This window comes from Mycobacterium palustre (assembly GCF_002101785.1).
GTDB lineage: Bacteria > Actinomycetota > Actinomycetes > Mycobacteriales > Mycobacteriaceae > Mycobacterium > Mycobacterium palustre.
Window position 1 is genome coordinate 46,963 of the sequence record NZ_LQPJ01000101.1, and the last position, 25,954, is coordinate 72,916.

The 25,954-nt window shown below is 69.1% G+C and carries 23 protein-coding genes and 3 pseudogenes; 10 read left to right on the top strand and 16 right to left on the bottom strand.

Features of this window, described 5'->3' with window-relative positions; translation table 11 throughout:
- Positions 1–5: 5 nt before the first annotated feature.
- From AWC19_RS31395 to AWC19_RS13515, 8 genes and pseudogenes are all read right to left on the bottom strand, one after another.
- A pseudogene (locus AWC19_RS31395) lies at positions 6–583 on the bottom strand (FAD-dependent oxidoreductase).
- Positions 584–666: 83 nt separating this feature from the next.
- Positions 667–1,359 (bottom strand): haloacid dehalogenase type II, encoded by a 693-nt coding sequence (locus tag AWC19_RS13485; protein WP_085078573.1) that lies wholly within the window; start codon positions 1,357–1,359, stop codon positions 667–669.
- A gap of 33 nt (positions 1,360–1,392) precedes the next feature.
- Positions 1,393–1,875, bottom strand: coding sequence for a VOC family protein (locus AWC19_RS13495; protein WP_142281154.1), 483 nt, complete (start codon positions 1,873–1,875; stop codon positions 1,393–1,395).
- A complete protein-coding gene (locus AWC19_RS13500) occupies positions 1,872–2,753 on the bottom strand; it encodes a DUF427 domain-containing protein (protein ID WP_085078574.1) in 882 nt (293 codons plus the stop codon). Before AWC19_RS13500 ends, AWC19_RS13495 begins: the two co-directional genes overlap by 4 nt.
- A gap of 55 nt (positions 2,754–2,808) precedes the next feature.
- Positions 2,809–3,386, bottom strand: a pseudogene (locus AWC19_RS13505) (zinc-binding dehydrogenase); the annotation flags it as partial.
- A 198-nt stretch (positions 3,387–3,584) separates the two neighbouring features.
- Positions 3,585–4,238, bottom strand: coding sequence for a TetR/AcrR family transcriptional regulator (locus AWC19_RS30600; RefSeq protein ID WP_245848954.1), 654 nt, complete (start codon positions 4,236–4,238; stop codon positions 3,585–3,587).
- Between the two features lie 33 nt (positions 4,239–4,271).
- Entirely contained in the window at positions 4,272–4,955 is a 684-nt protein-coding gene (locus tag AWC19_RS30605; RefSeq protein ID WP_245848956.1) for a TetR/AcrR family transcriptional regulator, read from the bottom strand.
- A 77-nt stretch (positions 4,956–5,032) separates the two neighbouring features.
- Positions 5,033–5,905, bottom strand: a complete 873-nt coding sequence (locus tag AWC19_RS13515) for an alpha/beta fold hydrolase (RefSeq protein ID WP_085078575.1) — start codon at positions 5,903–5,905, stop codon at positions 5,033–5,035.
- A gap of 149 nt (positions 5,906–6,054) precedes the next feature.
- On the opposite strand from AWC19_RS13515, the gene AWC19_RS13520 reads away from it, so the two are divergent.
- Positions 6,055–7,746 (top strand): MOSC and FAD-binding oxidoreductase domain-containing protein, encoded by a 1,692-nt coding sequence (locus AWC19_RS13520; protein WP_085078576.1) that lies wholly within the window; start codon positions 6,055–6,057, stop codon positions 7,744–7,746.
- Here the strand turns inward: AWC19_RS13520 and AWC19_RS13525 are convergent.
- The 3 genes and pseudogenes from AWC19_RS13525 to AWC19_RS13535 form a co-directional block, all read right to left on the bottom strand.
- Positions 7,700–8,212: pseudogene (locus tag AWC19_RS13525) on the bottom strand (SDR family NAD(P)-dependent oxidoreductase); the annotation flags it as partial. The gene AWC19_RS13520 and the pseudogene AWC19_RS13525 overlap by 47 nt on opposite strands.
- Positions 8,213–8,225: 13 nt before the next feature.
- Positions 8,226–9,023 carry a family 1 encapsulin nanocompartment shell protein gene (locus AWC19_RS13530; protein WP_085078578.1) on the bottom strand — a complete coding sequence of 266 codons (798 nt, stop codon included), beginning with the start codon at positions 9,021–9,023 and terminating at the stop codon, positions 8,226–8,228.
- Positions 9,020–10,039, bottom strand: a complete 1,020-nt coding sequence (locus AWC19_RS13535) for a Dyp-type peroxidase (protein WP_085078579.1) — start codon at positions 10,037–10,039, stop codon at positions 9,020–9,022. Before AWC19_RS13535 ends, AWC19_RS13530 begins: the two co-directional genes overlap by 4 nt.
- 109 nt (positions 10,040–10,148) lie before the next feature.
- On the opposite strand from AWC19_RS13535, the gene AWC19_RS13540 reads away from it, so the two are divergent.
- Positions 10,149–11,405 (top strand): M18 family aminopeptidase, encoded by a 1,257-nt coding sequence (locus tag AWC19_RS13540; protein WP_142281155.1) that lies wholly within the window; start codon positions 10,149–10,151, stop codon positions 11,403–11,405.
- Between the two features lie 14 nt (positions 11,406–11,419).
- A complete protein-coding gene (locus AWC19_RS13545) occupies positions 11,420–11,767 on the top strand; it encodes a VOC family protein (RefSeq protein ID WP_085078581.1) in 348 nt (115 codons plus the stop codon).
- Positions 11,768–11,775: 8 nt separating this feature from the next.
- Here the strand turns inward: AWC19_RS13545 and AWC19_RS13550 are convergent, their stop codons facing one another.
- Positions 11,776–12,171, bottom strand: a complete 396-nt coding sequence (locus AWC19_RS13550; RefSeq protein WP_085078582.1) for a nuclear transport factor 2 family protein — start codon at positions 12,169–12,171, stop codon at positions 11,776–11,778.
- 125 nt (positions 12,172–12,296) lie between these two features.
- On the opposite strand from AWC19_RS13550, the gene AWC19_RS13555 reads away from it, so the two are divergent.
- From AWC19_RS13555 to purM, 6 genes are all read left to right on the top strand, one after another.
- Entirely contained in the window at positions 12,297–13,085 is a 789-nt protein-coding gene (locus AWC19_RS13555) for a helix-turn-helix domain-containing protein (protein WP_085078583.1), read from the top strand.
- 17 nt (positions 13,086–13,102) lie between these two features.
- Entirely contained in the window at positions 13,103–15,388 is a 2,286-nt protein-coding gene (gene purL, locus AWC19_RS13560) for a phosphoribosylformylglycinamidine synthase subunit PurL (RefSeq protein WP_085078584.1), read from the top strand.
- 32 nt (positions 15,389–15,420) lie between these two features.
- The gene (locus AWC19_RS13565) at positions 15,421–16,008 is read left to right on the top strand and encodes an Rv0804 family intramembrane glutamic endopeptidase (RefSeq protein ID WP_085078585.1); all 588 of its coding nucleotides are present in this window, start codon (positions 15,421–15,423) and stop codon (positions 16,006–16,008) included.
- Positions 16,009–16,017: 9 nt separating this feature from the next.
- Positions 16,018–16,413 carry a sterol carrier family protein gene (locus AWC19_RS13570; protein WP_085078586.1) on the top strand — a complete coding sequence of 132 codons (396 nt, stop codon included), beginning with the start codon at positions 16,018–16,020 and terminating at the stop codon, positions 16,411–16,413.
- A 133-nt stretch (positions 16,414–16,546) separates the two neighbouring features.
- The gene (purF, locus tag AWC19_RS13575) at positions 16,547–18,082 is read left to right on the top strand and encodes an amidophosphoribosyltransferase (protein WP_085078587.1); all 1,536 of its coding nucleotides are present in this window, start codon (positions 16,547–16,549) and stop codon (positions 18,080–18,082) included.
- 71 nt (positions 18,083–18,153) lie between these two features.
- On the top strand, positions 18,154–19,248 hold the full coding sequence (gene purM / locus AWC19_RS13580) for a phosphoribosylformylglycinamidine cyclo-ligase (RefSeq protein ID WP_085078588.1): 1,095 nt from the start codon (positions 18,154–18,156) through the stop codon (positions 19,246–19,248).
- Between the two features lie 64 nt (positions 19,249–19,312).
- Here purM and AWC19_RS13585 read toward each other — a convergent pair whose 3' ends face one another.
- Positions 19,313–19,498, bottom strand: coding sequence for a DUF3073 domain-containing protein (locus AWC19_RS13585; protein ID WP_085078589.1), 186 nt, complete (start codon positions 19,496–19,498; stop codon positions 19,313–19,315).
- A 147-nt stretch (positions 19,499–19,645) separates the two neighbouring features.
- Positions 19,646–20,737 (bottom strand): CAF17-like 4Fe-4S cluster assembly/insertion protein YgfZ, encoded by a 1,092-nt coding sequence (gene ygfZ / locus AWC19_RS13590; RefSeq protein WP_085078590.1) that lies wholly within the window; start codon positions 20,735–20,737, stop codon positions 19,646–19,648.
- Between the two features lie 84 nt (positions 20,738–20,821).
- Here ygfZ and AWC19_RS13595 point away from each other — a divergent pair, with 84 nt between their 5' ends.
- A complete protein-coding gene (locus AWC19_RS13595) occupies positions 20,822–21,694 on the top strand; it encodes an aminodeoxychorismate lyase (protein ID WP_142281161.1) in 873 nt (290 codons plus the stop codon).
- Positions 21,695–21,932: 238 nt separating this feature from the next.
- On the opposite strand, the gene AWC19_RS13600 is transcribed toward AWC19_RS13595, so the two are convergent.
- Complete coding sequence (locus tag AWC19_RS13600; protein ID WP_085078592.1) at positions 21,933–23,432, bottom strand: sensor domain-containing protein; 1,500 nt, start codon at positions 23,430–23,432, stop codon at positions 21,933–21,935.
- A gap of 117 nt (positions 23,433–23,549) precedes the next feature.
- Positions 23,550–25,883: a RyR domain-containing protein gene (locus AWC19_RS13605; protein ID WP_085078593.1), complete on the bottom strand. Its 2,334-nt coding sequence runs from the start codon at positions 25,881–25,883 to the stop codon at positions 23,550–23,552.
- Positions 25,884–25,954: the final 71 nt, after the last annotated feature.

Genomic DNA, 25,954 nt, shown 5'->3' on the forward strand with positions numbered 1-25,954 from the left:
TGTCGTCAATCGCCCCGCGGGGACGAATCCCGGTAGGCCTCCAGCAGTCGCAGCCACACCTCGCTGATCGCGAAAAGCACGGTACGGCGTGCCACAGCCGATCGATCGGCACCTGGCCGGCGACGGCGATGGTCGCCGAGTGCAGCACCTCGGTGACGCCGGGGCCGACCAGGGTCAGGCCGAGCAGGTGGCCCCGGTCGACGTCGACCACCATGCGCGCCCGGCCCGTGTACCCGTCGGCGTAGAGCTTAACTCCCATGACGACGTCGCCGATTTCCACGTCGACGGCCCGCACCCGGCACGTGTCGTCGACGTCGAGCCGGTCGGGCCTCCGCGACGCCGGGCAGGTCGGGGAGCATGGGCCGGCTTCCGGTGCAGACGACGACCGCGTGACGCGCGCCCAACGCCTGCCTCTCGCCGTCGGACGTGGTACGCACGCCCAGTAGGAGCATTCGCCGCCGACGAGTTCGCGCTCGACCACCGCGACGCTCAGCCCAGCCGCCCGGGTGCGCTCGGCGGCGTTTTGTCCGACCGGCCCGGCGCCGAGCACCGCGACGTCGTATTCGCCTTCTTCTGCTGTCACCGTTGACGATCCTTGCGGCCGCGGCCCTCATTGTCCATGCGAGAGTCGGCCTGACAGGGCGACATCTGGCGTTGTCCTCGAACTCATCCCCTTAGCTCGATGAGGCGCTCGGCCAGCTGGCGGAGGTCACTCACGACGAGGTCGGGTTGCGGGAGTCCGTCGACGGGCAGCGGCGGATTGCCCGGCCGAGTGACCAGCGCACCGCTGAAGCCGACGTTTTGGGCGCCGACGGTGTCCCAGACGTGCGCTGCCACCATCATGCAGTCGGCGGGAGCTACCCCGAGCGTCTGGCACGCGTAGCGATACACCGCCGGGGCCGGCTTAAACGCGCGGCAGGCATCGACGCTCAATCGATGCTCGAAAAGCCCGGCCAATCCCGCGCTTTCCAGCGCCGTCGCTCCGTCGGGGTTGGGCGGCGAATTGGTCAGGGTGACGAGGCGAAAGCCGTTGTCGCGCAGTGCGGCTAGCCCTTCGGGCGCGTCGGGGTGCGGCGGCATCGTCAGGAAGGCCGCCTTGAGGCGGCGCAGGTCTTCGTCGCCGATGCCCACGTGATGGATGTCACCCAACATGCGCAGCACACCCTGGGCCAGGGCCGAGAAATTCACATAGCTTTCCGCCAGGGTGGCCGTCATCGAGTACATGACGAGCTGGGCGAACCACTCGCGAAGCACCCGCTCGTCACCGAACCACTCGCCGAAAAGCGGTGCCAGGGAATCGATGTCGAGCAGCGTTTCGTTGACGTCGAAAACGACTACGGGTGGCGCGGCCGTCGGCATGGTTATCGCTCGACCTTCTTCAGCGTGGGCACGTCAGGGCGCAGGTACACGATCAGGCACAGGCAGATCAGCGCCATCCCGGCGACCGGCCACCAGAGCGCGGCGACGGCCGCCGTGGTTGGAGTTGCCGTCGGGGTCGCGTAGGTCCGCGAAACTGGCGTAATCGCCGCGGCCGGGATCGGGGCCCGGCAAAAATCCACCGCGCCAGCCCCCTTCGGCGTCCTTGTGGCGGATGTCGCCGACGGCCACCCCCCGTTCGATCAGCTCAGCGCGGTAGCGCCCGATGTCGGGAACAACCAGGTACAGGCCCCGCACCGATCCCGGGGGCGCTTCGGTCAGGCCGACGCCGAACTGAATCGAAGTCGCCGAACCCCCGGGAGTCAGCTGGATGACGCGGAATTCGGGCGTCGGTGCGTAGTCGACGTCGAGGTTGAAGCCGACCTGGTCGCGGTAGAAGCGCAGAGACGAGTCGGGATCTGTGACGGGAAGGATCACGACCTCCAACAGCGTCTTCATCGGATCGCTCCCAGGGGTGTTTTCCGGAGCACCTCGTCGGTGTCGAGCCCTCGGTCGACGCCGTGCGGGATCACGGTCTGGCCGGGCTCGAGGTATAGCTTCGTGCCGTCGAGGTATACGTCGATCTTGTCCGGTTCGAAGGACACCAGATTGGTTACCCGGCCCACCTCGGGCCAGGCGTTGAGGTAGGACCACGCGGCGCGCTTGTGGCTGCCGACATCGTAATACGAGCAAATCCCCTTGTATGGGCAAAAGGTCTGTAGCTCAACGAGTTTGAGCGCGGATGCATCGATGTTCTCGCGGGGCACATACCAACGGGGCGCAAATCCCGATTCGTAGAGCGCCAATGGGTGCTTGGTATCGGCGATCACGCGCTCACCGTCCCGAACCACCAGATGTCGTGAGGTAGAGCGGATGTCGATGCGGTGGTAGGCGTCGGCTGCGTGCCCGACGATGCGCTCGTTCTCTTCGTAGAAGGCGTCCATGGCGCGCCAAGCGAACGCCAATCGGCCCTCCAGCGCGGCAGCGTGGGGTGGCAGGGCGGTGTGCTGCCAGGCGCTGTGGTTCGCTTCTCGCCCCGCGACTTTGGCGGCGAACCACGCGGTGTCGCCGAGGTCAGGGTGCTGGGTGACCCGCCCTTCTGGCGTCAGGATTCCTTCTTCGATGTCGTCGCGGGGGAAGTAGGCGACGGGATAGCGGCCCGGCTCGTGAAGCAGGATCACGTCCTCGCTGTCGGCGATCCATCGGTCCGCGAAGCACACCCGCATGCGCCGTCGCAGCGGCTCGGCGTACAGCAGTCGCGGCGGCAGCGGCTGCTCTGTGAGGAAGTGCCCCACCGATCCGGTCGCCAGTGGGCCTTGTTGCCAGGCTAGCCCCATCTCGGTGTCCTCCCCTTTAGCGGATTTGTTCGTACACAAAGCTTTTGAGTGGATGTCAGTCGATCACGACGACCATCTTGCCGCCGGCTTCGCCCGCCTCCATCCTCGGTGCGCATCATGAATCTGGTCGAACGAGAAGACGCGAGATGGCTTTGCTTGCAGTTTGCCCTCGGCGACCTGCCGCGCGACGTCTTGTAGGGGTACGTCGGACAGGGGGAAGCCGGGCGTCCCAAACACAAAGCTGCCGAAGAAGTTCCAGTTCACGCCGCTGGCCATGCGGAGCAGCGGGTTGAAATCGCCGATGGGGTCGAGTCCTCCGAGCCACCCCGCCAGGCAGGCCGTCCCGCCGCGGCGCAGCATGTCGAGCGAGTCCAGGATCGTGCTGTTGCCGATCAGGTCCAGGACTGCATCGATCGTTTTGGCCCCGGCGATGTGGGTGGCCAGGTCGCGCCTCTCCAGCTCCACCCGCGACGCCCCCAGCTTCTCGAGCATGGCCACGCGCTCACGGCTGCGCGTGGTCGCGACGACGCGCGCGCCGGCGGCGGCGGCCATTTTGAGCGCAGCCTGGCCCAGCGATGACGTCGCGCCGCGCAGCACCAACGTCTGCCCGGGCTTCAGGTCGAGGCCGCCGAAGCCGTTCAGGACGATGGCGCGCATGGTGTCCCCGGCGGGTTGTTCGCGCACCACGGCGGGCCCGCTGGGCAGCTGGGGTGGACTGGCGGCGGACACGTGCGGCCCCTCCCAAATCGTCTGTAGGCCTTGGGATATCGATCTGCAAAGCGCGGAGGGCGACAGGAGCCGAGCACACCGATTGGGCCAACTAACCCAATATTATGGGCCAATGCATCCGCTCGTGTCCAGGGCCGCCCCGGATGCAAAGGAGCGCACGTATTCGACGGCAGCGTTGACGGCGACCCGCAGCGGTTCGGGGTCGTTGGTGGCGTAGGTGATCATTGCGCCGCCCTGATGCGCGGTGATCAGCGACACCGCCAGGTGCCGCGGGTCGGCCTCCGCGCGCAGGTCGCCGCGTCGACGCATCGCCGTGAGCCCGGCCCGAAACAACTCGATCCACTCGTCGTAGCCGGCGGAGAGATCGGCGTGTATCTCGTCGTCGGCCTCGATCAGCTCGCCGGCCAAGGAACCGTAGACGCAGCCGCCGACGCGGTATACGGCGTCGACGTCGGACACGCAGGCGTCCGCCCACGCCTGAAGCGCCTCGAAGCTGTCGAGCGCACCCAGCCCCGGTTGAGTGTGGAAGGTCCGTAGATCGTGGCGGCGCGCGGCGACGACGCGGCGGGTCAGGTCGCGCTTGTCACGGAAGTAGTGGGACATCTGCGATCCGCCCACTCCGGCGGCGCGGCGCACCCGCCCGATGCTGGTGTTGGCGATGCCGAGCTCGAACATGAGCCGGGCGGCGACGTCGACGATGCGCCCACGAGTCGCCAGTCCCTTGTGGGTAAACCGCGATGAGCGCTGTTCGGACACGTTGCCGCCTCGGGCAGGTGAGTCAGCGGGCTTTCACCGCCGCGCCCGGCCGCGCGGGCGGCGCGGTGGACGCGGAGCGCGTTCGGCCGGATCGGTGGCGAAGATGCGCAGGTAGTTGACCGCGAAACGGACCGCGTCTGCGTGCGGCCATTCCGCCCGGTAGGTGAAGGCCAGTGTGCCGCCTCCCTGGTGAGCGCCGACAATGGCCAGAGCCAGCTGCCGTGGGTTGGCATCCGCGACCACAATCCCGGCGTCCTTCATTCGCTGGATCGCCTGCTGCAGAAGGTCGACCCAGTCGCGGTAGCCCGCCGCGAGCGCGTCGCGCGTCGCCTCGTCGGTCTTGGCCAGCTGAGCGGCGAGGGCGTGATAGGTCGGGGTCCCGAAATATCCAACGCGCCTGAGATAGCGCATGTTGAGGTCGATCCAGCGCTCGAAGTCGTCAAACGACGCCAGCCCGCCAAGCCTCGGTTGGCGGTGAAACTCGAGCACCACGCCGATCTGACGCGCGATGACCGCGCGGACCAACGCGCCCTTGTCGGCGAAATAATGGGCAAGCTGCGAGCCGCTTACCGACGCGGTTCTGCGAACGTTGTCCATGCTGAACGCCGCTAGGCCATCGGTGACGATCAGCTGCGCCGCCGACTGGACGATCCGCTCACGGGTGGCACGCCCCTTGGGGGTCAACCGTTTTTGATCTTGCGCCGAAAGCTGGGCCATCGCGTCAGATTAACCCCGGGGCATTCCGATTTCTGGGATATCCGGCCCACTCGCCAGCGCTTACCAGCGGCATCGAATCAGGCGAGTGAGTGGGCCCCGGCGAGAAAGTTGCGGATGAGCTCGGTGACATCGTCCAGAGCGGACTCGAGCAGGAAGTGACCGCCGTCAAGCAGATGGACCTCGGCTGCGGGTAGGTCACCGGCGAACGCTTCGGCCCCGGCCGGCCCGAAGATCTCGTCACCGCGACCCCACACCGCCAGGAGCGGCACCCGGGTGGCGCGAAAGTATTCGTGCAGGCTCGGGTATAGCGGCGCGTTGCTGGCGTAGTCCCGGAACAGCTTCAGCTGCACCTCGTCGTTGCCCGGACGCGATATCAGCGCGTAGTCGTGATGCCAGCACTCGGGGGCGACCAGCGTCTGGTCGGCGACCCCGGTGAGGTATTGCCATCGTGTGGCGTCCAGCGTGAGGAATTGACGTACCGCGGCCTCGGTGTCGGGTGTCTGCCGAGTTTGATACGCCCACACGACCTTCCAAAAGCTCTCGACGAAGCCCGCGTCGTAGCCGTTGCCGTTTTGGGTGATGATCGCGGTTATTGCCGACGGGTCGCGCAGCGCCAGCCGCCAGCCGATCGGAGCGCCATAGTCGTGTACGTAGATGGCGTACCGGTCGATTTCGAGCGTGCGCAGCAGTGCGGCGGTCAGGTCGGTAAGCGCGTCGAATGTGTAGTCGAACTTCTCGACGGGCGGCGCGTCGGAGAGGCCGAAGCCCAAGTGGTCCGGCGCGATCACGTGATAGAGGTCGGCCAGGTTCGGCACCAGGTTCCGGAACATGTAAGAGCTGGTGGGAAACCCGTGCAGCAGCACCAGCGCGGGCGCGTCGGTGCGGCCCGCTTCGCGGAAGAACAGCCGATGGCCATCGACGGTGGTGTAGCGATGATGAACGGCCGGCATGGTATGCCCCCTGGTTCTGGGATGTGCATCCCAGTATGCGCCGAAATGCGTCAGTCGCAAGACCGTCCCCGCAGGAGTTGACCGCCGTATTCGCCAGTCCTAGTCTGGGCTGGCTAACCCATTTTTACGACGCTGCGGGCGGAGGCACAGTGGCCAAGCTCGTCTCGATAAACGTGGGCCTGCCCAAGAGCGTGCAGTGGCGGGGCAAGACCGTCTACACGGGCATATGGAAGACCCCGGTCGACGGGTCCGTGATGGCGCGTCGCCTCAACCTCGACGGTGACGGCCAGGGCGACCTCGCCGGCCATGGGGGCGAGCAACGCGCCGTCATGGTCTACCAGACGGAGTCGTACGATTTCTGGAAGACGTATCTGGGTCGCGACGACCTGGCGCCCGGCCACTTCGGCGAAAACTTCACGATCGCCGGGCTCGCCGACGACGAGGTCTGTGTCGGCGACCGCTATCGGATCGGCGAAGCCGAGTTCGAGGTGACCCAGCCCCGCGTGACCTGCTTTCGGGTCGGCATGCGCCTCAACGAGCCGCGGATGCCCAATCTGCTTGTCTCCGAGCACCGTCCGGGCTTCTACTTCCGTGTCATCACCGAGGGTCACGTCCGGGCCGGCGACGACATCGTGCGGACCCGCCGCGGCAGGCACCAGCTCAGTGTCGCCGACGTCGACGCCCTGTTGTATCTGCCCAACCGCAATCTCGAGCAGCTCCGCACCGTCGTCGACGTGCCGGCGCTGAGCCCCGGCTGGCAGCAGTCGTTTCGCGACATGCTGGCCGCACCCGAACCGCCGGTCGGACAGGAGCGCGGCTGGCGCGGATTCCGTCCCCTGCGGGTCACCGAGATACGCCACGAGAGCCCGCAGGTGCTGTCAATTCGTCTGGAAGCCGACGACCACGGCGTGCTGCCGCCGGCGCTTCCTGGCCAATACTTGACGCTGCGCGTCCCCGGTGCCGGTGATCCGGCGCCGCTGCGCAGCTACTCCCTGTCGGGCGAGCCTGCCGGCGGGTATTACCGCATCAGCGTCAAACGCGAAGATCACGGCATGGTGAGCCGCTGGTTGCATGCCCACATCGCGGTGGGATCCGTCGTCGAGGTCGCGGCCCCGCGCGGCGAGTTCGTCCTCGCCGACGGTGACGGCCCGGTGGTGCTGATCTCGGGGGGCATCGGCATCACGCCGGTCCTGGCGATGTTGCATAAGCTTTCGGGGGTGCACAGCGATCGCGAAATCTGGTGGCTGCACACCACCCGCAACCGCGAAACGCAAGCCTTCGCAGCCGAAGTCACGGCATTGCTCGCGGCGCTGCCCCACGCGCAGCAGCTCACCTTCTACACCGAAACGCAAGGCCGCCTGGATCGGTCGAAGATCGCAGCGTTGGGCATACCCGTGGACGCGGTGGCATACCTTTGCGGGCCAACACAATTCATGAGCGACATGCAAGGTGCCCTCACGGCCGCGGGGCTCGACCCCTCTAGCATTCACAGCGAATTGTTCGGCGCCTTGCCGCCGATCAACCCCGGCGTCGTCGGCCAGGCTCCACGCAAGCCGCCACACCCGCCCGCCGGGATACCGGGCACCGGACCGTCGATCACCTTCTCGCGCAGCGGGTTGACGGTCAACTGGTCGACCGATTACGGAAGCATCCTCGAGCTCGCCGAGGCGTGCGACGTGCCGACCCGGTTCTCGTGCCGAAGCGGCGTCTGCCACGTCTGCGTCACCGGCATCGTCGCCGGGGCGACGAGTTACGTCCAACCGCCGCTGGAGCCGCCCGGGGATGGCGAGGTGCTCATCTGCTCGGCCGCCCCGTGCAGCGACGTCGTCCTCGACCTTTGACCGCTACGCGCCCAGTGCCAGTTGCTCGCCGGTCGCCCGCACAACGGCGCCCAGCCTTGCTGGCCCCGTATATCCCGCCCGCCCGCGCTGGCACGCCGGCGGCTACCGTGCTGATGTTCACGACGGCGCCGTTGCCTCGCTCGGCCATGCCCGGAACCAGCTGCGGCACCAAGATGTAGGGCGCCCGCAGGTTGATGTTGACGTGTTCGTCGAACAACGCGTCGTCGGTGTCTGTGGTCGCGCCGAACTTGTAGACACCGGCGTTGTTGATCAGGATGTCGACTGGACCCGCCGCGGCGGCCAGCCGCCGGACGTCGTCAGCGTCGGAAAGGTCGGCCGCCACGAAACGTGCTCGCCCTCTTGCGTTTTGGATCTCCTGCACCGTCTCGGCGCCCCGTTCCGCGCTGCGGCCGTGCACCACAACCTCGGCGCCGAGCGCGGCGAGTTGCACTGCGACCGCGCGCCCAACCCCTGTATTCCTACGGGGCCAGGCAGACCGACGCCTCGGCGGTGTAGCACAAAAACGTCAGCGTCTCCTGCAGATACAGCTGCACGGTGTCGGCGTCGTGGCTGAGGTAGCCGATGGCGACGTCGGTGCCCAGCTGCAGGTCGAAGTCGCCGCCGCGGGTGGTGAGCACGAAGGCGCCGTCGATGGCCGGAGCCCAGATGATGTCACCGTCGACCAACCGGTTCAGGTGCTCGCGGATGGGATATCCGTGTTCGGTGGTCTCGCTGACCTTGGTGTAGACGTCGGCGGCCAGCAGCACCGAGTACGGCCCGTCCACACCGGCCAGCCGCAGCCCGGTCAGCGCGTGCGAGATGGCGTCGGGCATGTCGCGCGGGTCCTCCGGCAACGTCAGCGCGGGGTTGGAGCTGCAGGTGCGGATGCCCTCGATCGACGCAGCGGCGTAGCCCTCGAAGATGGTGCGGTCCTCGACGAACGCCAGCTTCTTGGCCGCGGTTTTGATCGGGTCCCAGTCGGAGTCGTTGGCGCCGCGCTCGACGTTGTCGATTTCGGTACGCGACAGGGTGAACGGAACACGCAGTCGCACAAGGGGTTTGCTCTCCCGCAGGTGCGCCACCACGCCGTCGGTCGGCGCCTCGACGTCCTGCAGCCGACCGGTGCTGATCGCCGCGGTTGCCGGTCCGCCCGGCTCGCTGACGTCGACCACCCGGCGCCCGGCGATATGGCGCTTGAACGTGCGGGTCGCCTCCAATTCGATTTCGCTCCAGGCGGCTTCGGTGACCGGTGCTAGGTCGCGGTAGAGGTTGTTCATCGTGCAATTCCTTTCAGGCTGCCGATCGCCAGTGAGCCGTCGTCAGAAGCGGGGGTGGCTGGCCGCGCGGGTTGCGCGCCTCCGGGAAGTGGCGGTGGGTCATCGAGAAAATCGACGGTGGGCGAGAAGAACAGCCCGCCGGTGACCGCCGTGGAGAACTCGAGGATGCGGTCGGTGTTGCCGGGCGGATCGCCGAGGAACATGTTCTCCAGCATCCGCTCGGTGACCCGCGGCGTGCGCGAGTATCCGATGAAATACGTTCCGTACTCGCCCTTGCCGAGCTCACCGAAAGGCATGTTGTGCCGCACGATCTTGAGTTCGGTCCCATCGTCGTCGGTGATCACGTTGAGCGCGATGTGCGAGTTGTCCGGCTTGACGTCGTCGTCGAGTTCGAGGTTTTCCAGCTTGGTGCGCCCGATCACCAGCTCTTGCTCGGCGACCGACAGCGAGTTCCAGGACGACATGTCGTGCACGTACTTCTGGGCGTGGACATAGCACGAGCCCGCGAAATTGGGGTCCTCGTCGCCAATCGTGGTGGCGCTCACGGCCAATGGCCCGTCGGGGTTTTCGGTGCCGTCGACAAAGCCCAGCAGATCGCGGTTGTCGAAGTAGCGAAACCCGTGCACCTCGTCGACGACGCTGACCGCGCCCTCCATCGACCGCAGGATCCGGTCGGCCAATTCGAAACACACGTCGAGGCTTTCGGCCCGGATGTGGAACAACAGGTCACCCGGTGTGGCGGGGGCGGTGTGCCGGGGGCCGTGCAGCTCGATGAACGGATGCAGCTCGGCGGGACGCGGTCCGGAAAATAATCGGTCCCAGGCCTGCGAGCCGATCGAGGCGATCGCCGACAACCGTTTCGGTGGCTCGCGGAATCCGATCGAGCGGACCAGTCCCGATATGTCGGGCAGCGCATCGTGCACGGTCGCCTCGCCGCCCTCGTCGATGGTGACGACGAGGAAGATCGCGGCGGGCGTCAACGGCTCCCGGATGGGTTGGGGTTGAACCGCGGGCACCTGCCGACCCTAGCGTGGCGACGGCGAGCGCCGGAAGCGGCGCGAGCAAGGAGCCGCGCAATCGGACCTAGCGTGGCGACGGCGAGCGCCGGAAGCCATGATGTTGGACATGTCGGCTAGCGCCGCAGGCCTCTGCGAATTCATCGACGCGTCGCCGTCGCCGTTTCACGTCTGCGCCACGGTGGCCGCGCGGCTGGGCGCCGCCGGTTTCACCGAACTCGGCGAGGCCGAGCGCTGGCCCGAGGCGCCGGGCCGCTACTTCGTCGTGCGCGCCGGCTCCCTGGTCGCCTGGAGCTCCGACGGGCCGCAGGCGCCGTTCCGCATCGTCGGCGCGCACACCGACAGCCCCAACCTGAGGGTCAAGCAACACCCGGACCGGTCGGTCGCCGGTTGGCGGGTGGTCGCGTTGGAGCCGTACGGGGGAGCCTGGCTCAACTCGTGGCTGGACCGCGATCTCGGCATCAGCGGGCGGCTGTCGGTGCGGGACGGCGCCGGCATCGCGCACCGGCTCGTCCGCATCGACGACCCGATCCTGCGGGTGCCGCAGTTGGCCATCCACCTGGCCGACGACCGCAAGTCGCTGACGCTGGACCCCCAGCGACACCTCAACGCGGTCTGGGGCGTCGCCGACCGACCGGGTCACCTTGTCGACCATGTCGCCGAGCGCGCCGGGGTGGCGCCGGGCGACGTGCTGGCCGCCGACCTGATGACGCACGACCTGACGCCGTCGACGCTGGTCGGCGCCGACGCCAGCCTGCTGAGTGCCCCGCGGCTGGACAATCAGGCCAGCTGCTACGCGGGCCTCGAGGCCTTGCTCTCCGCCGAACCGCGCGGCTTTCTGCCCGTGCTGGCGCTTTTCGATCACGAGGAGGTCGGGTCGTCGTCCGACCACGGCGCCCAGTCGGACCTCCTGAGCACCGTGCTGGAGCGGATCGTGCTGGCGGCCGGCGGCGACCGGCAAGACTTTTTGCGCCGGTTGCCCGCGTCGCTGCTGGCCTCGGCCGACATGGCCCACGCCACCCACCCCAACTACCCCGAGCGGCACGAGCCCGGCCACCCGATCGACGTCAACGCCGGGCCGGTCCTCAAGGTGCACCCGAATCTGCGCTACGCCACCGACGGGCGCACCGCCGCGGCGTTCGAGCTCGCCTGCCGCCAGGCCCGCGTCGGGTTGCAGCGCTACGAGCACCGCGCCGACCTGCCGTGCGGCTCGACGATCGGCCCACTGGTCTCCGCGCGCACCGGCATTCCCACCGTCGACGTCGGCGCCCCGCAGCTTGCCATGCACTCCGCGCGCGAGCTGATGGGCGCCCACGACGTATCCGCCTATTCGGCGGCGCTGCAAGCGTTTCTGTCGCCCCGCTGACCTACGATCCGGCCATGACGCTAAACGTGGAAATGGTCACGTTCGACTGCAGCGACCCGGCGGCGCTGGCCGGGTGGTGGGCCGAGCAGTTCGGCGGGACGACGCAGGAGTTGCTCGCCGACGAATTCACCGCGGTGACGTTGGCCGCGGGACCCAAGCTCGGATTCCAGAAGGTGCCCGATCCGACCCCCGGAAAGAACCGCGTGCACCTCGATTTCAGTGCCGCCGATGTCGATGGCGAGGTGGGGCGGCTGACGGCTGCCGGGGCCAGCGAGGTCGGCCGGCACAGCTTCGGCGACAACTTCCGCTGGGTGGTGCTGGCCGACCCCGAGGGCAACGTCTTCTGCGTGGTGGGACAGTAGCTCGCGCCTCAGCCCTCGGCGAGGAAAAGCGGGTCGTAACGGATCACGTTCTCCACGACGATCCCGTCGCGGGTGCGAACCCGGTCGAGCCCGCGGATCCGGAACGGCCCGTTCGGTCCCGTGCCGCGTCCAACGTAGTGTAAAAACACCAGCTCCTCGCCCGCGGCCGCGCCGGGCACGGTGGCGCTGTCGACGACGTCAAGCGTCAAATCCGGTGCGGCGTGGAGAATTTCGGCGATCTTGGCCGTGTATGGCTCGATCCCCCGGACCGGCTCGGGGTCGCCCGGCCAGTAGCCGACGATGTCGTCGGACAGGATGTCGAAGCCGCCTGATATCGTCGGCGCGGCCCAAAAGTCCGCGAACGCCTTGGCGCTGAACTTCGGGGCGGATTGGACGTCGGTCATCGTTCCTCCTTGGGTCGGGCGCTTCGATCGAGCGCGTCGCAGCCAGCGTGTCCCCGAGCCCTGCGGCCGCACAATTACCTCCGAGGTCATCGCCATCGGTAAGCGGGCGTGGTTACCGTTGCCTGGTGAGCCACGCTGCGGTGGGTGCCTTGTTGCGCGAGTGGCGGACCCGGCGACGGGTGAGTCAGCTCGATCTGTCGCTGAGCGTCGGCGTGTCGGCGCGGCATCTGAGCTTCATCGAGACGGGACGCTCCCGCCCCAGCCCGGAGATGGTGCTCGCCCTTGCCGAGGGACTCGAAATTCCGCTGCGCGAACGCAACACGTTGCTGCTCGCCGCCGGCTTTGCGCCGCGGTACCAATCGCGCCCGCTCGAGGACGCCGCGCTGTCACCGGCCCGCGATGCCGTGCAACGACTCCTCGATGCGCACGACCCGTACCCGGGCATCGTGATCGACCGGTGCTGGAACGTCGTGGGCACCAACCGCGCAGCCTCCGCGCTGACCACCGGGCTACCCGACGAGCTGCTCGGCCCGCCGGTCAACGTCTACCGGTTGTGCCTCCACCCCGACGGCCTCGCCGGGCGGACGCTCAATTTCGCGGACTGGGCGGGCTACCTGCTGCACCAGCTGCGGCGCACGACCGCGCTCACCGGTGACCCGGGATTGGTGGCGCTCGAGGAGGAGGTGCGGGGCTACCCGGGGGTCGCGGCGGCGGCCACGGCGCGCGGCGCGGCACCGGACGGCGCGTCGCTGCTCATCCCGTTCGTCCTCGACGTCGGCGGTGGCCGACGGCTGTCGATGTTCACGACGCTGACGACGTTCGGGACCCCGCTCGACGTGACCCTCTCCGAATTGGCCGTCGAACTGTTCTACCCCGCCGACGCCGAGAGCGCGGACCTGCTCCGCGGGGAGTAGCTCTCTAGACTGTTCCCGTGACAACCGCGCGCACCCAGGTAATCGACACCGTCGACCACGCCGCGGCCACCCCCGACCAACCGCAGCCGTTTCAGGAACTCGGCCTCAAGGACGACGAGTACCAGCGGATCCGCGAGATCCTGGGCCGCAGGCCCACCGATACCGAGCTGGCGATGTACTCGGTGATGTGGAGTGAGCACTGTTCGTACAAGTCGTCCAAGGTGCACCTGCGCTACTTCGGCGAAACCACCACCGACGACATGCGCGCCGGCATGCTGGCCGGGATCGGCGAGAACGCCGGCGTCGTCGACATCGGCGACGGTTGGGCGGTCACCTTCAAGGTGGAGTCACACAACCACCCGTCCTACGTCGAGCCCTACCAGGGTGCGGCCACCGGCGTCGGCGGCATCGTCCGCGACATCATGGCCATGGGCGCCCGGCCGGTCGCGGTGATGGATCAGCTTCGGTTCGGCGCCGCCGACGCCCCGGACACCCGCCGCGTGGTCGACGGCGTCGTCCGCGGCATCGGCGGCTACGGCAATTCGCTTGGGCTGCCCAACATCGGCGGCGAGACGGTGTTCGATGCCTGCTACGCCGGAAACCCGTTGGTAAATGCCCTGTGCGTCGGCGTATTGCGCAAGGAGGACCTGCATTTGGCGTTCGCCTCCGGCACCGGCAACAAGATCATCCTGTTCGGCGCCCGCACCGGGCTCGACGGGATCGGCGGGGTGTCGGTGCTGGCGTCGGACACCTTCGATTCCACCGGTTCCCGCAAGAAGCTGCCCTCGGTCCAGGTCGGCGACCCCTTCATGGAAAAGGTCCTCATCGAGTGCTGCCTCGAGCTCTACGCGGGTGGCCTGGTGATCGGCATCCAGGACCTCGGCGGCGCCGGATTGGCTTGCGCCACATCCGAATTGGCGTCGTCCGGAGACGGAGGGATGGCGGTGCAGCTCGACGCCGTCCCGTTGCGGACCAAAGAGATGACCCCGGCCGAGGTGCTCTGCAGCGAGTCGCAGGAGCGCATGTGCGCGGTGGTCGCCCCCGAAAACGTCGACGCCTTCATGGCGGTGTGCCGCAAATGGGAGGTGCTGGCCACCGTCATCGGCGAGGTCACCGACGGCGACCGGCTGCAGATCACCTGGCGCGGTGAGACGGTCGTCGACGTGCCGCCGCGCACGGTGGCCCACGATGGCCCCGTCTACCAGCGGCCGGTCGCCCGGCCCGACTTTCAGGACGCCTTGAACGCCGACCGGTCGACGAGCCTGCCGCGGCCGGCCACGGGCGACGAGCTGCGCGCGACTTTGCTTGCGCTGCTGGGCAGCCCGCACCTGTGCAGCCGCGCGTTCATCACCGAGCAATACGACCGCTACGTGCGCGGCAACACGGTGCTGGCCGAACACGCCGACGGCGGCGTGCTGCGCGTCGACGAGTCCACCGGCCGCGGCATCGCGATTTCCACCGACGCCTCGGGGCGCTACACGCTGCTGGATCCCTACACCGGTGCCCAGCTCGCGCTCGCCGAGGCCTACCGCAATGTCGCGGTCACCGGCGCGACCCCGGTCGCGGTGACCAACTGCCTCAACTTCGGTTCTCCCGAAGACCCGGGCGTGATGTGGCAATTTTCGCAGGCGGTGCGCGGCCTGGCGGATGGCTGTGCGGCGCTTGGGATTCCGGTCACCGGCGGCAACGTGAGCTTCTACAACCAGACCGGCTCAGAGGCGATCATGCCCACCCCGGTGGTCGGCGTGCTCGGCGTCATCGAGGACGTGGGCCGGCGCATCCCCACCGCCCTGGGCACCGAGCCGGGCGAAACGCTGCTGTTGCTGGGCGATACGCGCGACGAATTCGACGGGTCGGTGTGGGCGCAGGTGACCGCCGACCACCTGGGCGGGCTGCCGCCCGCCGTGGACCTGGCGCGCGAGAAGCTGCTGGCCGAGGTGCTGGCCGCGGCGTCGCGCGACGGGCTGGTGTCCGCGGCGCACGACCTGTCCGAAGGCGGCCTCGCCCAGGCGGTGGTGGAATCGGCGCTCGCGGGCGAAACCGGTTGCCGCATCGTGCTTCCCGAGGGTGCCGATCCGTTCGTGATGCTGTTTTCCGAGTCGGCGGGCCGAGCGCTGGTGGCGGTGCCCCGCACCGAGGAGAGCCGCTTCCGTTCGATGTGCGAGGCGCGGGGGTTGCCCGCGATCCGCATCGGCGTCGTCGATCAGGCCTCCGACGCGGTGGAGGTCCAGGGGCTGTTCACGGTGCCGCTGGCGGAATTGCGCGAGACGTCCGAGGCGGTGCTGCCGCGATTCTTCGGATAGCCCGGCGGCGCGCTTCGTCGTTGGCCTTGTCAATGGCGGCCGCCCTGGTCGGCTGGAGCGTGGTCGGCCCGCGGTTGCCCGGTGCCTGGCGGGTCACGGTGCAGGCCGGCATGAGCGCGGCGCTGGTGCTTCTCACCCGCGTCCCCTTGGGTCTGCGGCCGCCGCGGCTATGGCCGGGCCTGCGCACGGGGATGGCGGCCGGGGCGGTGGCGGCCGGCGCGATCGCCGCGACCACCTCGCTGCCGGCGGTGCGGTCGTCGATGGCCGTCCGGGAACCGCCGACGTCCGTGCCGGGGTGGCTGCTGCTGCGGATACCCATCGGAACGGTGTGGTCCGAGGAGGCCGCCTTCCGCGCCGCGCTGGCGGCCGCCGGTTCCCGCGCGTTCGGCCCGCGCGGCGGAAGACTGTTGCAGGCCAGCGCTTTTGGACTGTCCCACATCGTGGACGCGCGCGCGACGGGCGACCCGGTGCTCGCCACCGTGCTCGCCACCGGCGTGGCGGGCTGGCTGTTCGGTTGGCTGGCCGACCGATCCGGCAGCCTCGCAGCGCCGATGCTGGCGCACCTGGCGATCAACGAGGCCGGCGCGATCGCCGCAGTGACGCTGCGGCGCCCGGCGTAAAAGTAAGGTATGCCCGCCCGTCACAGACTCGATCCGGCACGGACCCGCGAGGCGGTGTCGGCCGTCGCGCCCTGGTTGCGCGACGAATCGCACCCGGCGCCCGGCCGCGACGCCGTAGCGACCGCGGTCCGGCTCACCGCGCGCACGCTGGCCGACGCCGCGCCCGGCGCCAGCGTCGAGGTCCGGATCCCGCCGTTCGCGGCGGTGCAGTGCATTGCCGGGCCCCGGCATACCCGCGGCACCCCGCCCAACGTGGTGGAGACCGACGCGCGCACCTGGCTGTTGCTCGCCACCGGGCTGCTTGGCCTCGACGAGGCCCAGGCCGCCGGCGCGTTGACGCTGTCGGGCTCCCGGGCAGGTGAAATAGGCCACTGGTTGCCCCTGTTCGATGTGAGCGAAATGTAACTCTGAACTGCAGCTTTAGGGTTGGCCGACCGATATTTTCTGGGGTCAACACGCCCGCGGGATTCGGCGCCGGCGCCGCCGTGCCCGTAGACTTCGTAGCGTCACCAATCGTTCGCCAGGGAGCCGCCGAACCGTGACCGTCGCTGGATCACAGGAATCCGACCAGGACCTGAACTCCCCTCGTGAAGAATGCGGCGTCTTCGGGGTCTGGGCCCCCGGCGAGGAAGTCGCCAAACTCACTTATTACGGGCTGTACGCGCTGCAGCACCGCGGGCAGGAAGCCGCGGGCATGGCCGTCGCCGACGGATCCCAGGTGCTGGTCTTCAAGGACCTTGGGCTGGTCAGCCAGGTTTTCGACGAGCAGACTTTGGCCGCCATGCATGGCCACGTCGCCATCGGGCACTGCCGCTACTCCACCACCGGCGACACCACGTGGGAGAACGCCCAGCCGGTGTTCCGCAACACCGCGGCCGGCACCGGGGTTGCGTTGGGCCACAACGGAAATCTGGTCAACACCGCCGAGCTCGCCGCCCGCGCCCGCGAAGCGGGGCTGATCGGCACGCGGTGCCCGGCCCCGGCGACGACGGACTCCGACATCCTGGGGGCGCTGCTGGCGCACGGCGCGGCCGACGCCACCCTCGAGCAGGCGGCCCTGGAGCTGCTGCCGACCGTGCGCGGGGCGTTCTGCCTGACGTTCATGGACGAAAACACCCTCTACGCGTGTCGCGACCCGCACGGGGTGCGCCCGCTGTCGCTTGGGCGGCTGGACCGCGGCTGGGTGGTCGCCTCCGAGACCGCCGCGCTCGACATCGTCGGCGCCTCCTTCGTCCGCGACATCGAGCCGGGCGAATTGCTGGCCATCGACGCCGACGGCGTGCGCTCGACGCGTTTCGCCAACCCCGAGCCCAAGGGCTGCGTCTTCGAATACGTCTACCTGGCGCGGCCGGACAGCACGATCGCGGGCCGGTCCGTGCACGCCACCCGGGTGGAAATCGGCCGCCGGCTGGCTCGCGAATGTCCGGTCGAGGCCGACCTGGTGATCGGGGTCCCCGAATCCGGCACCCCCGCGGCCGTCGGATACGCCCAGGGGTCCGGCATCCCGTACGGGCAGGGTCTGATGAAAAACGCGTACGTCGGACGCACCTTCATCCAGCCGTCGCAGACCATCCGCCAGCTCGGCATCCGGCTCAAGCTCAACCCGCTGCGCGAGGTGATCCGCGGCAAACGGCTCATCGTCGTCGACGACTCCATCGTGCGGGGCAACACCCAGCGCGCGCTGTTGCGGATGCTGCGGGAGGCGGGCGCCGTCGAGGTGCACGTGCGCATCGCCTCACCGCCGGTGAAGTGGCCGTGCTTCTACGGCATCGACTTTCCCTCGCCCGCGGAGCTGATCGCCAACGCCGTCGAGGACAAAGAGGAAATGCTCGAGGCGGTCCGGCACGCGATCGGCGCCGACACCTTGGGGTACATCTCGCTGCGGGGCTTGGTCGCGGCCTCCGAGCAACCCGCGTCGCGGCTGTGCACCGCGTGCTTCGACGGCAAGTATCCGATCGAGCTGCCAGGCGAAACCGCGCTGGGCAAGAACGTCATCGAGCACATGCTCGCCAATGCCGCGCGCGGCGCGGGCCTCGACGATCTGACGCCCGATGAAGTGCCCGTCGCGCACTGACGACATCCGCCCGCAGCGCTTCAAAGACGTTCGATACCGACGGTGAGCGCCGCCCGGTAGCCTTTATCGCGATGACGGATCCCGGAAAAAGCCCCGGACGCGACCCGGGCAGCCAGGGCATCACCTACGCGTCGGCCGGCGTTGACATCGAGGCCGGTGACCGCGCCGTCGCCTTGTTCAAGCCATTGGCGACCAAGGCCAGCAGGCCGGAGGTGCGCGGCGGGCTGGGCGGGTTCGCCGGGCTCTTCGCGCTGCGCGGCGGCTACCGCGAGCCGGTGCTGGCGGCCTCCACCGACGGGGTCGGCACCAAGCTGGCGGTCGCGCAGGCGATGGACAAGCATGACACCGTCGGGCTCGACCTGGTCGCGATGGTGGTCGACGACCTGGTGGTCTGCGGCGCCGAGCCGTTGTTTTTGCAGGACTACATCGCCGTCGGCCGCACCGTGCCGGAACGGCTGAGCGCGATCGTCGGCGGCATCGCCGAGGGCTGTGCGCGCGCCGGCTGCGCGCTGCTCGGCGGCGAGACCGCGGAGCACCCGGGGCTGATGGAACCGGACCACTACGACATCTCGGCCACCGGCGTCGGCGTGGTGGAGGCCGACAACGTGCTGGGCGCCGACCGCGTCAAGCCCGGCGACGTCATCATCGCGATGGGCTCGTCGGGCCTGCATTCCAACGGCTACTCGCTGGCGCGCGCCGTCCTGCTCGAGATCGACCGGATGAACCTCGCCGGCTATGTCGAGGAGTTCGGGCGAACCCTGGGCGAAGAGCTGCTCGAGCCCACCCGCATTTACGCCAAGGACTGCCTGGCGCTGATCGCCGAAACCCATGTCCGCACGTTCTGTCACGTCACGGGCGGCGGGCTGGCCGGCAACCTGCAGCGGGTCATCCCGCCCGGGCTGGTCGCCGAGGTCGACCGCGGCACCTGGACGCCCGCCCCCGTGTTCGCCATGATCGCCCAGCGCGGCCGGGTGACGCGTGAGGAGATGGAAAAGACGTTCAACATGGGGGTCGGCATGATCGCCATCGTCGCCGCCGAAGACAGCGACCGCGCCCAGGCCATCCTGACGGCGCGGCACCTGGACTGCTGGGTGCTGGGCACCGTCTGCAAGGGCGACAAAGATGGCCCGCGGGTCAAATTGGTCGGGCAGCACCCGAGGTTTTGACGGGCAACCTGGCTTGGATTACAGCGGTGCCGATGCGAAACGCACCGGCACAGGGGGGGTTGGTTTAGCGACGCCAGTCGTCGGCTTCATCCCAGGAATCGTCCGGGACGCCGTCGTTGAAGTCGGTGGGTTCGTCGGTGCTCGTTCCCGACAGTTCGCGCTGAAGCCGCTTCAAGTCGGTCTGCGGGGAACTGTATTTGAGTTCTCGTGCAACCTTGGTCTGCTTTGCCTTAGCCCGGCCGCGGCCCATGGGGGAACCCCCTCGCGCAATAACGGAGCGGCCTAACGAGTAGGCGGCTCCGATCTCTGGTGTCGTTATCGTCCTGCCGATCAGTTTACCGTGCCTCACGGTCAAGCGTCGGCGACCCCTGCCCGCTGTGGCGGAGCTTATCGCCGATTATTTCGCACCACCCCGCAACCGTTCAACGGCGAGCCGTCCCGCTCCGACGTGTTCTGAGCTGGGCAGCGAATCGGGGTCGAGCACCGCGGCGACGGCGGCTTCCGGACCGGTCACCAGGGGGGTGTCCGCCGGCAGCCCCCGCTTGACCAGCCCCAGCGCCACCGGCCCGAGATCCACGTGGTCGACGACGGTCCCCAGCCGTCCCACGGCGCGGCCGCCCGCGAGCACCGCGTCACCGGTCGACGGCCGTTCCACCGAGCCGTCGAGGTGCAGCAGCACCAGCATCCGCGGCGGTTTGCCCAGGTTGTGCACCCGGGCGACCGTCTCTTGCCCGCGGTAGCAGCCCTTGTCCAGGTGCACGGCCCCCTCGCCGGGGCCGCCGATCCAGCCGACCTCGTGCGGGATGGTGCGCGCGTCGGTGTCGACGCCGAGCCGGGGACGCAGCGCGGCAACCCGGTGGGCCTCGTAGGCCCACACCCCGGCGGGCCGCACGCCGGCCCCGGCCAACCGGGTGCGCCAGACGGCCGCGTCGCCGCGCGGCACCAGCAGGTCCAGTTCGACCCCGGTGCCGGGCATCCGCCGGACGAACCCGCCCCCGGTGATCGGCACCGCGCCGGCCTCGGCGGGCAGCGCGTCCACGCCGAGCGCGTCGAGCACCGCCCGGTCGGCCAGCCGCGGGCCCAACAGCGACAGCACCGCGAAGTCGGCGCTGGCGGGGGTGACCTCCGACCAAAACACCATTTTGCGCAGGTATTCCAGCAGCGGTTCGCCCCGCCACGGCTCGGTGTCGAGGTAGGTCGCGCCGCCCAGCTCGGTCTGGATCCAGTGGTCCTCGACCCGGCCCTGGCCGTCGAGGCTGAGGTTTTGGGTGCTCGCGCCCTCGGAAAGCTCGCTGACGTGCTGGGTGGAGATGGTGTGCAACCAGCTCTGCCGGTCTTTGCCGGTCAGGGTGAGCACCGCCCGGTGGGAGCGGTCGACCACGACGGCGTCGGTTTCGGCGGCACGCTGCTCGCCCAGCGGATCGCCGTAGTGCCAGACCACGCCGGCGTCGGGTCCGGGGTCGGGAGCGGGCACGGGGACGGGGTTCACAGGTCAACTCTACGTAGCCCCCGCGAGCGTGCGGCCAGCCGCACATTGGCCGCTATCGTGTCGTCCATGGCAGGTCGGCCCGGTGTGCTCGTCACGCTCGACGGCCAGACGCATCCGCCCAGCGCGCCGCTGCTGCACGCCGACGATTTGGCGGCGGTGCGCGGCGACGGCATCTTCGAGACACTGCTGATCCGCGACGGCCGGGCCTGCCTGGTCGAGTCGCATCTGCAGCGCCTGACGCACTCGGCCAAATCGATGGATCTGCCCGCGCCGGACCTCCCGAGCTGGCGGCGCGCCATCGACGAGGCCACCCGGCGCTGGGTCGAGGGCACCGCCGACGAAGGCGCGATGCGTCTGATCTACAGCCGGGGCCGGGAGGGTGGTTCCGCGCCGACCGCCTACGTGATGGTCAACCCCGTGCCCGGACGGGTGAGCGAGGTTCGCCGCGACGGGCTCGCCGCGATCACCTTGGACCGCGGGCTGCCGGCCAAGGGCGCCGACGCCATGCCGTGGCTGCTCGCCGGGGCCAAGACGCTGTCGTATGCGGTCAACATGGCAGCCCTGCGCCACGCGGCCCGCCAGGGCGCCGGCGACGTCATCTTCCTCAGCTCCGACGGCTACATCCTGGAAGGCCCGCGCTCGACGGTGGTGATCGCCGCCGACCCCGGCGGTGAATCGGAGGGCCATCCCTGCCTGCTGACGCCGCCGCCCTGGTATCCCATCCTGCGGGGCACCACCCAGCAGGCGCTCTTCGAAGTGGCCCGGGCCAAGGGCTACGACTGCGACTACCGCGCGCTGCGCATGGCGGACCTGCAAGCGGCCCAAGGCATTTGGTTGATTTCGAGCATGACCCTGGCGGCCCGCGTGCATACCCTGGACGGGCGGCGGCTGCCGCCATCCCCGATCGCCGCCGAATTCGCCGAACTGGTCGACGCCGCGATCCTCAGCGATCGCTGAGCGCTGAATTCTGTTGTCGGCGCGGGCGATGGCAGGTACGGTCGGCCGTACACAAGGAAGGAGGTGGTCCGCGAAATTGATAGCTTCATGGACATGTGAGGTGGCTACCCGCTAGCTGCATTGGCTCGGAAGAGCCGGCGACATGCACGCTGGCGAATTCCCGGTAGCCACCCGGCCCCCGAGTTCCGATCTGTCCAATCGGAGAATCGCTCGGGGGCCGCCCCATTTCTAAAGCGTGTTATTGCCCTACCTTGCCGGCGATCTGCTCGGCGATCCGCCCGGCCTGACCGGGTTGGGCATCCGTTCCGCACACCAGCACGTCGATCACGACGTTGGAGGACGCGTGCAGCACATGGTGGCAGCCTCGGTTGCCCTCCGTCTGCGTCCGGGCCTGCGCGATCCGCGGCGGGCTGCCCGCGACGTCCGCGAACCTCCACCCGGTGCTCTTGCCGTTGAAGGTCAGCGTGACCGGCTGCCCGGCGCAGGCCCGCCACTTGTCGGCGGACGCCTGCACGAACGCGCTGGCCTTGTCGGCCGACGGGAACGCCACCACGGCTTCGAAGACGCGGTGCGCCGGGTCTTCGCCGGCGGTGTGGACGGCCTGGCCGGCCACCGCGGCGTAGCCGGTGCCCTTGTAGGCGGCATCCGCGATGGGCTCGTAGGCACCCAGGCAGCCCGCGTTGGACAGCGTCCACCTGGGATTGCGCATCGCGTCGGTTTTATCCGAGACGACCATGTTCGGATCGCCCACGAGGGCGCCGATGTCGGGCGGACCGAGCAGATAGGAGCTCAGATTCGCGGCATTGGGCACGGAATCGGCGTTGTTAGGGATCGACACGGGCTGAGCGGCCTGTTTGGTCTTGCCGCCCTGGGTGACCAGCACCACCACCACCGCGACGACGGCGATCACCGCCACGGCGGCCGCGCCGAGGAGGATCAACCGCTTGTTGCCCCCGCCGCCCGTGGCCGCGCCGGCCCCGGCGACGGCCGACGGCGGCCGGGCGGGCCCCGCGCCGGCGGCCTGCGGCGTCGGGGTCGTGGGCGCCTGGGCGGTGGCACCGCCTGCGGCGGAACCCGATTCGGTCGCATCGATCTCGGCGAGGACGTTGTCGATCTCGCTTCGGGTCCGGTAGGTCACGTCGTGGCGCAGCCGCAGCATGCGCAGCAGCTGGGCGATGTCGCTGCGGGCGCTGGGGTCGTCGCCGTCCTCGTCGAGGCCTTGCCGGAGTTCGACCAACAGCTGCAGCTGTTGCTGGGGGCTCAATTCCTTCTCGGCGAGGGTGTTGCCCAGCCGCGTGATGTAGCCGAACGGCACCGGCGGCTCCTCGGGGAGCGGGTCGGGCAGCGGATGCGGCTTGGACTGCAGCTGGTGCACCGCGGTGACCAGTTGAATGCCGGCGTCGACCGTGGGCTCCCGGTAGTCGATGATCTGCAACGCCGCAAGGGGATTGACCCGCATGCTGTCGATCTCGCCGATCCGGACCGGGAGGATCGGCCGGTTGAGGGCCTGCGCGTACCGCAGCTCGGACTGGCTCGGCTTGGACTGGAGCCAGTTGCCGGACAGCGCGACGATGAACACGTCGCAGGAGCGAATCTGCTCGAGGATCTTGTTCCACCACGAGTCGCCGCCACCGAGCTCCTGGTCGAACCACACCTGTTGCTGGGCGCGCCGAAGGGCGGACGTGAGAGCGTCGACCTTGGACCTGTCCTGGCTCGAGTAGCTGATGAACAGCGCCATCGCGGTCTCTCCTAGGGTGGGGCGGAGCTCGCGCCGGGCCTATCCGACGCCCGGCTGCGCCGATAACGTATCAGTGTTGCCCGGGTCGGGGTGGGTATTCCTTGGCGCTATTGGGCGCTATTGCGGATGGAATTGCGCGTAGCGGCGCGCGAACTCGTCGCCCGGAACGGGCCACTGCTCGCCGCTGGATCCCCGCACCACCCAGTCGCCGTCCGCCGCCGCGGCGGGGCCCTCCAGGGTGTTGACCGTTTCACCGGGTTGCGCCGGCCGGGCCTGAACCGTTCCCTTTCTGCGCCAACGGCCGTCGCCGTCCGGCTCGTAGGTGCTTCGGAAGATGTCGTCGCGCACCGACCACGTCTTCCCGTCCTCCTGCACGGCCCAGTCCCCGGCGTCGGCGCGCATGGTGTGCCCCGAGTCCGACTGCCAGGTCCAGGGCTCGCTTCGTTGTTCGGCGGTCACCGACCCCACTCGGGTAAAGGTCTGCCACAGCGGGCGCGAGCGATAGCCGAGCTGGCGCAGGCTCCACAGGGTGGCGGCAAGGCTGCGCACCGCCGCGTCGAGCAGTTCGGGCTTGCTCTCCACCACCGTCCAGTCCACCAGCTTGTCGTGGACCTTTCGGGCGTCGTCGCGTTTGGGGCCGTACTTCCAGCCGTTGCGCCGGTAGTACCGGCACCAGTCCTCGTGTTCCGCCTTCGCCATGCTCAGCGCCGAGTGGCGATCGAACCCCATCAGGGCAAGTTGTTGCAGCGGTGGAGAATCGGCCATCTCGCGGCCGGAAAGCTGCGCCGGCGGGCTGCCCCAGGTGTTCCACGTGTGCCCCGCGATCTGTTCGACCATCCACAGCGCGTTGCGAACCTGGCGACGGTTGGAACCGCGGTAGAACTCGCTGAGCTCGTCCCACGGCATCGCCGCGGGGGAGCGGGGCCCCGAGGGGTCCAGCGTGGCGACGTAGCGCTCGTGGATCAGGCGGGCCGCCCGTTCCCAGGCGTCCTGGATCTGGCCCCCGCGGCTGTCCAGGACCAGCGAGTAGGACTGCAGCCGGCCGACCACCTGGACGGCGTCGTCGGCGACGCTGGTGTTGAGGTCCGACGCGTAGACCGGCATGTCGGGGAAACGGGCGGCCAGCCTGGTGCCGATCGTCGCGGCCAGGGTTTCCACTAAAATCACTGCGCTGCTTTCGGATTCGGTGTCGCCGATCAAGCGGAGCATGGTCGGCACGGTCGGTGCCTCGGTCACCGCGTCGATGGTGGGTCCCTCGGACACGAATCCGGCTTGCTGGCGGTAGAACTCGTGATCGCGCACGTATTCGTCGGCGTCCCGCGCGACGAGCGTGAGCGCGGGCAAGGGCGCCGCGCCGGGCGGAGTATAAAAGTCGCGTTCCAACGCCCGGCGGGTCAGGTCCGCGCACAGGGCCAACGTCAATTGCGAAGTGCCGCAAATGAACACGCGTTTGATGCGGCCCGTCGCGACGATGCCGTCGAGCAGCCTGCCCGCGGTCACCTCGTACTTGCCGACGACATCGGCGGCCCACCGGGTGTCGGATCCGCCGAATTGCTGTGCGCGCCAAGCCTTTGCCAGCCAGGGGTCGTCGATGCGGACGATCAGCGGCAGCCGCTGCTTGTGGTCCAGTTCGGCGAGGCGACGGCTGATCAGGTCCAGCCACATCAGGTTGACCGCCGGGTCGCGCGCCATCAGGTAGAGCCGGCCGAGGTGGCGCCACAGCCGCAGCGACACCAGCGTCGAGGGGGTGTTGAAGTCCACCAGCACCACCCGGGCGCCTTGCCTGCGGGCCCGCTGGACGCGGTCGTCGCCGGCGCCGGTGATGACGACCAGCGTGCTGCGCCGGTCCAGCGTTCGCGCGACCGCGCTGATCATCGACTGGCTGTCGTCGTCGACGCCCACGATCGCGGTGACGTGGTCGGCCAGGTTGGCACGCAGCCGGTCCACCTGCGACCGGAACACCCCGACGACGACGCCGCCCAGGCCGGTGAAGATCGCCGCCAAGGCGACGATGCGGGCCAGCTCCAGCCCGACCGGGGTTGGGTTCGGGCAGGTCCGCCCGCCCACCGAAAAGTCGCTGGTGCTGCCCTTGACCAGCTGCGCCGTCGCCATCAGCGGGGTGAAGAAGGCCGGGTGGTTGGCGTCGTGGCAGCCCCAGTACGAGGCCAGCCCGAGCACGGCGCTCATCGTCACCAGCGCGGCGATCACGGTGAACGACACCCCGACCAGGCGGTGGCTGCCGCCGGAGCGGAAGGTCAGCACGCACGCGGCGATGAGCACGGCGATGACGACCGCCAGGGTCGGCATCGATCCCGGGCGGCCGAACCACGCCAGCCAGGGCGGCAACGCGTCGATGATCGAGGGCACCAGCGCCAACACGGCCAGATAGGCGACCAGCAGCAAACCGATCGCAGACACGACCCAGCGGGCTATCTGCCGGGGTGTGCGCATCGGCCGACCTCCTTACACCCGGGCCCGCCCACGGTCGCGGTGATCGCTAGCGACCGAGATTATCTCGGCGG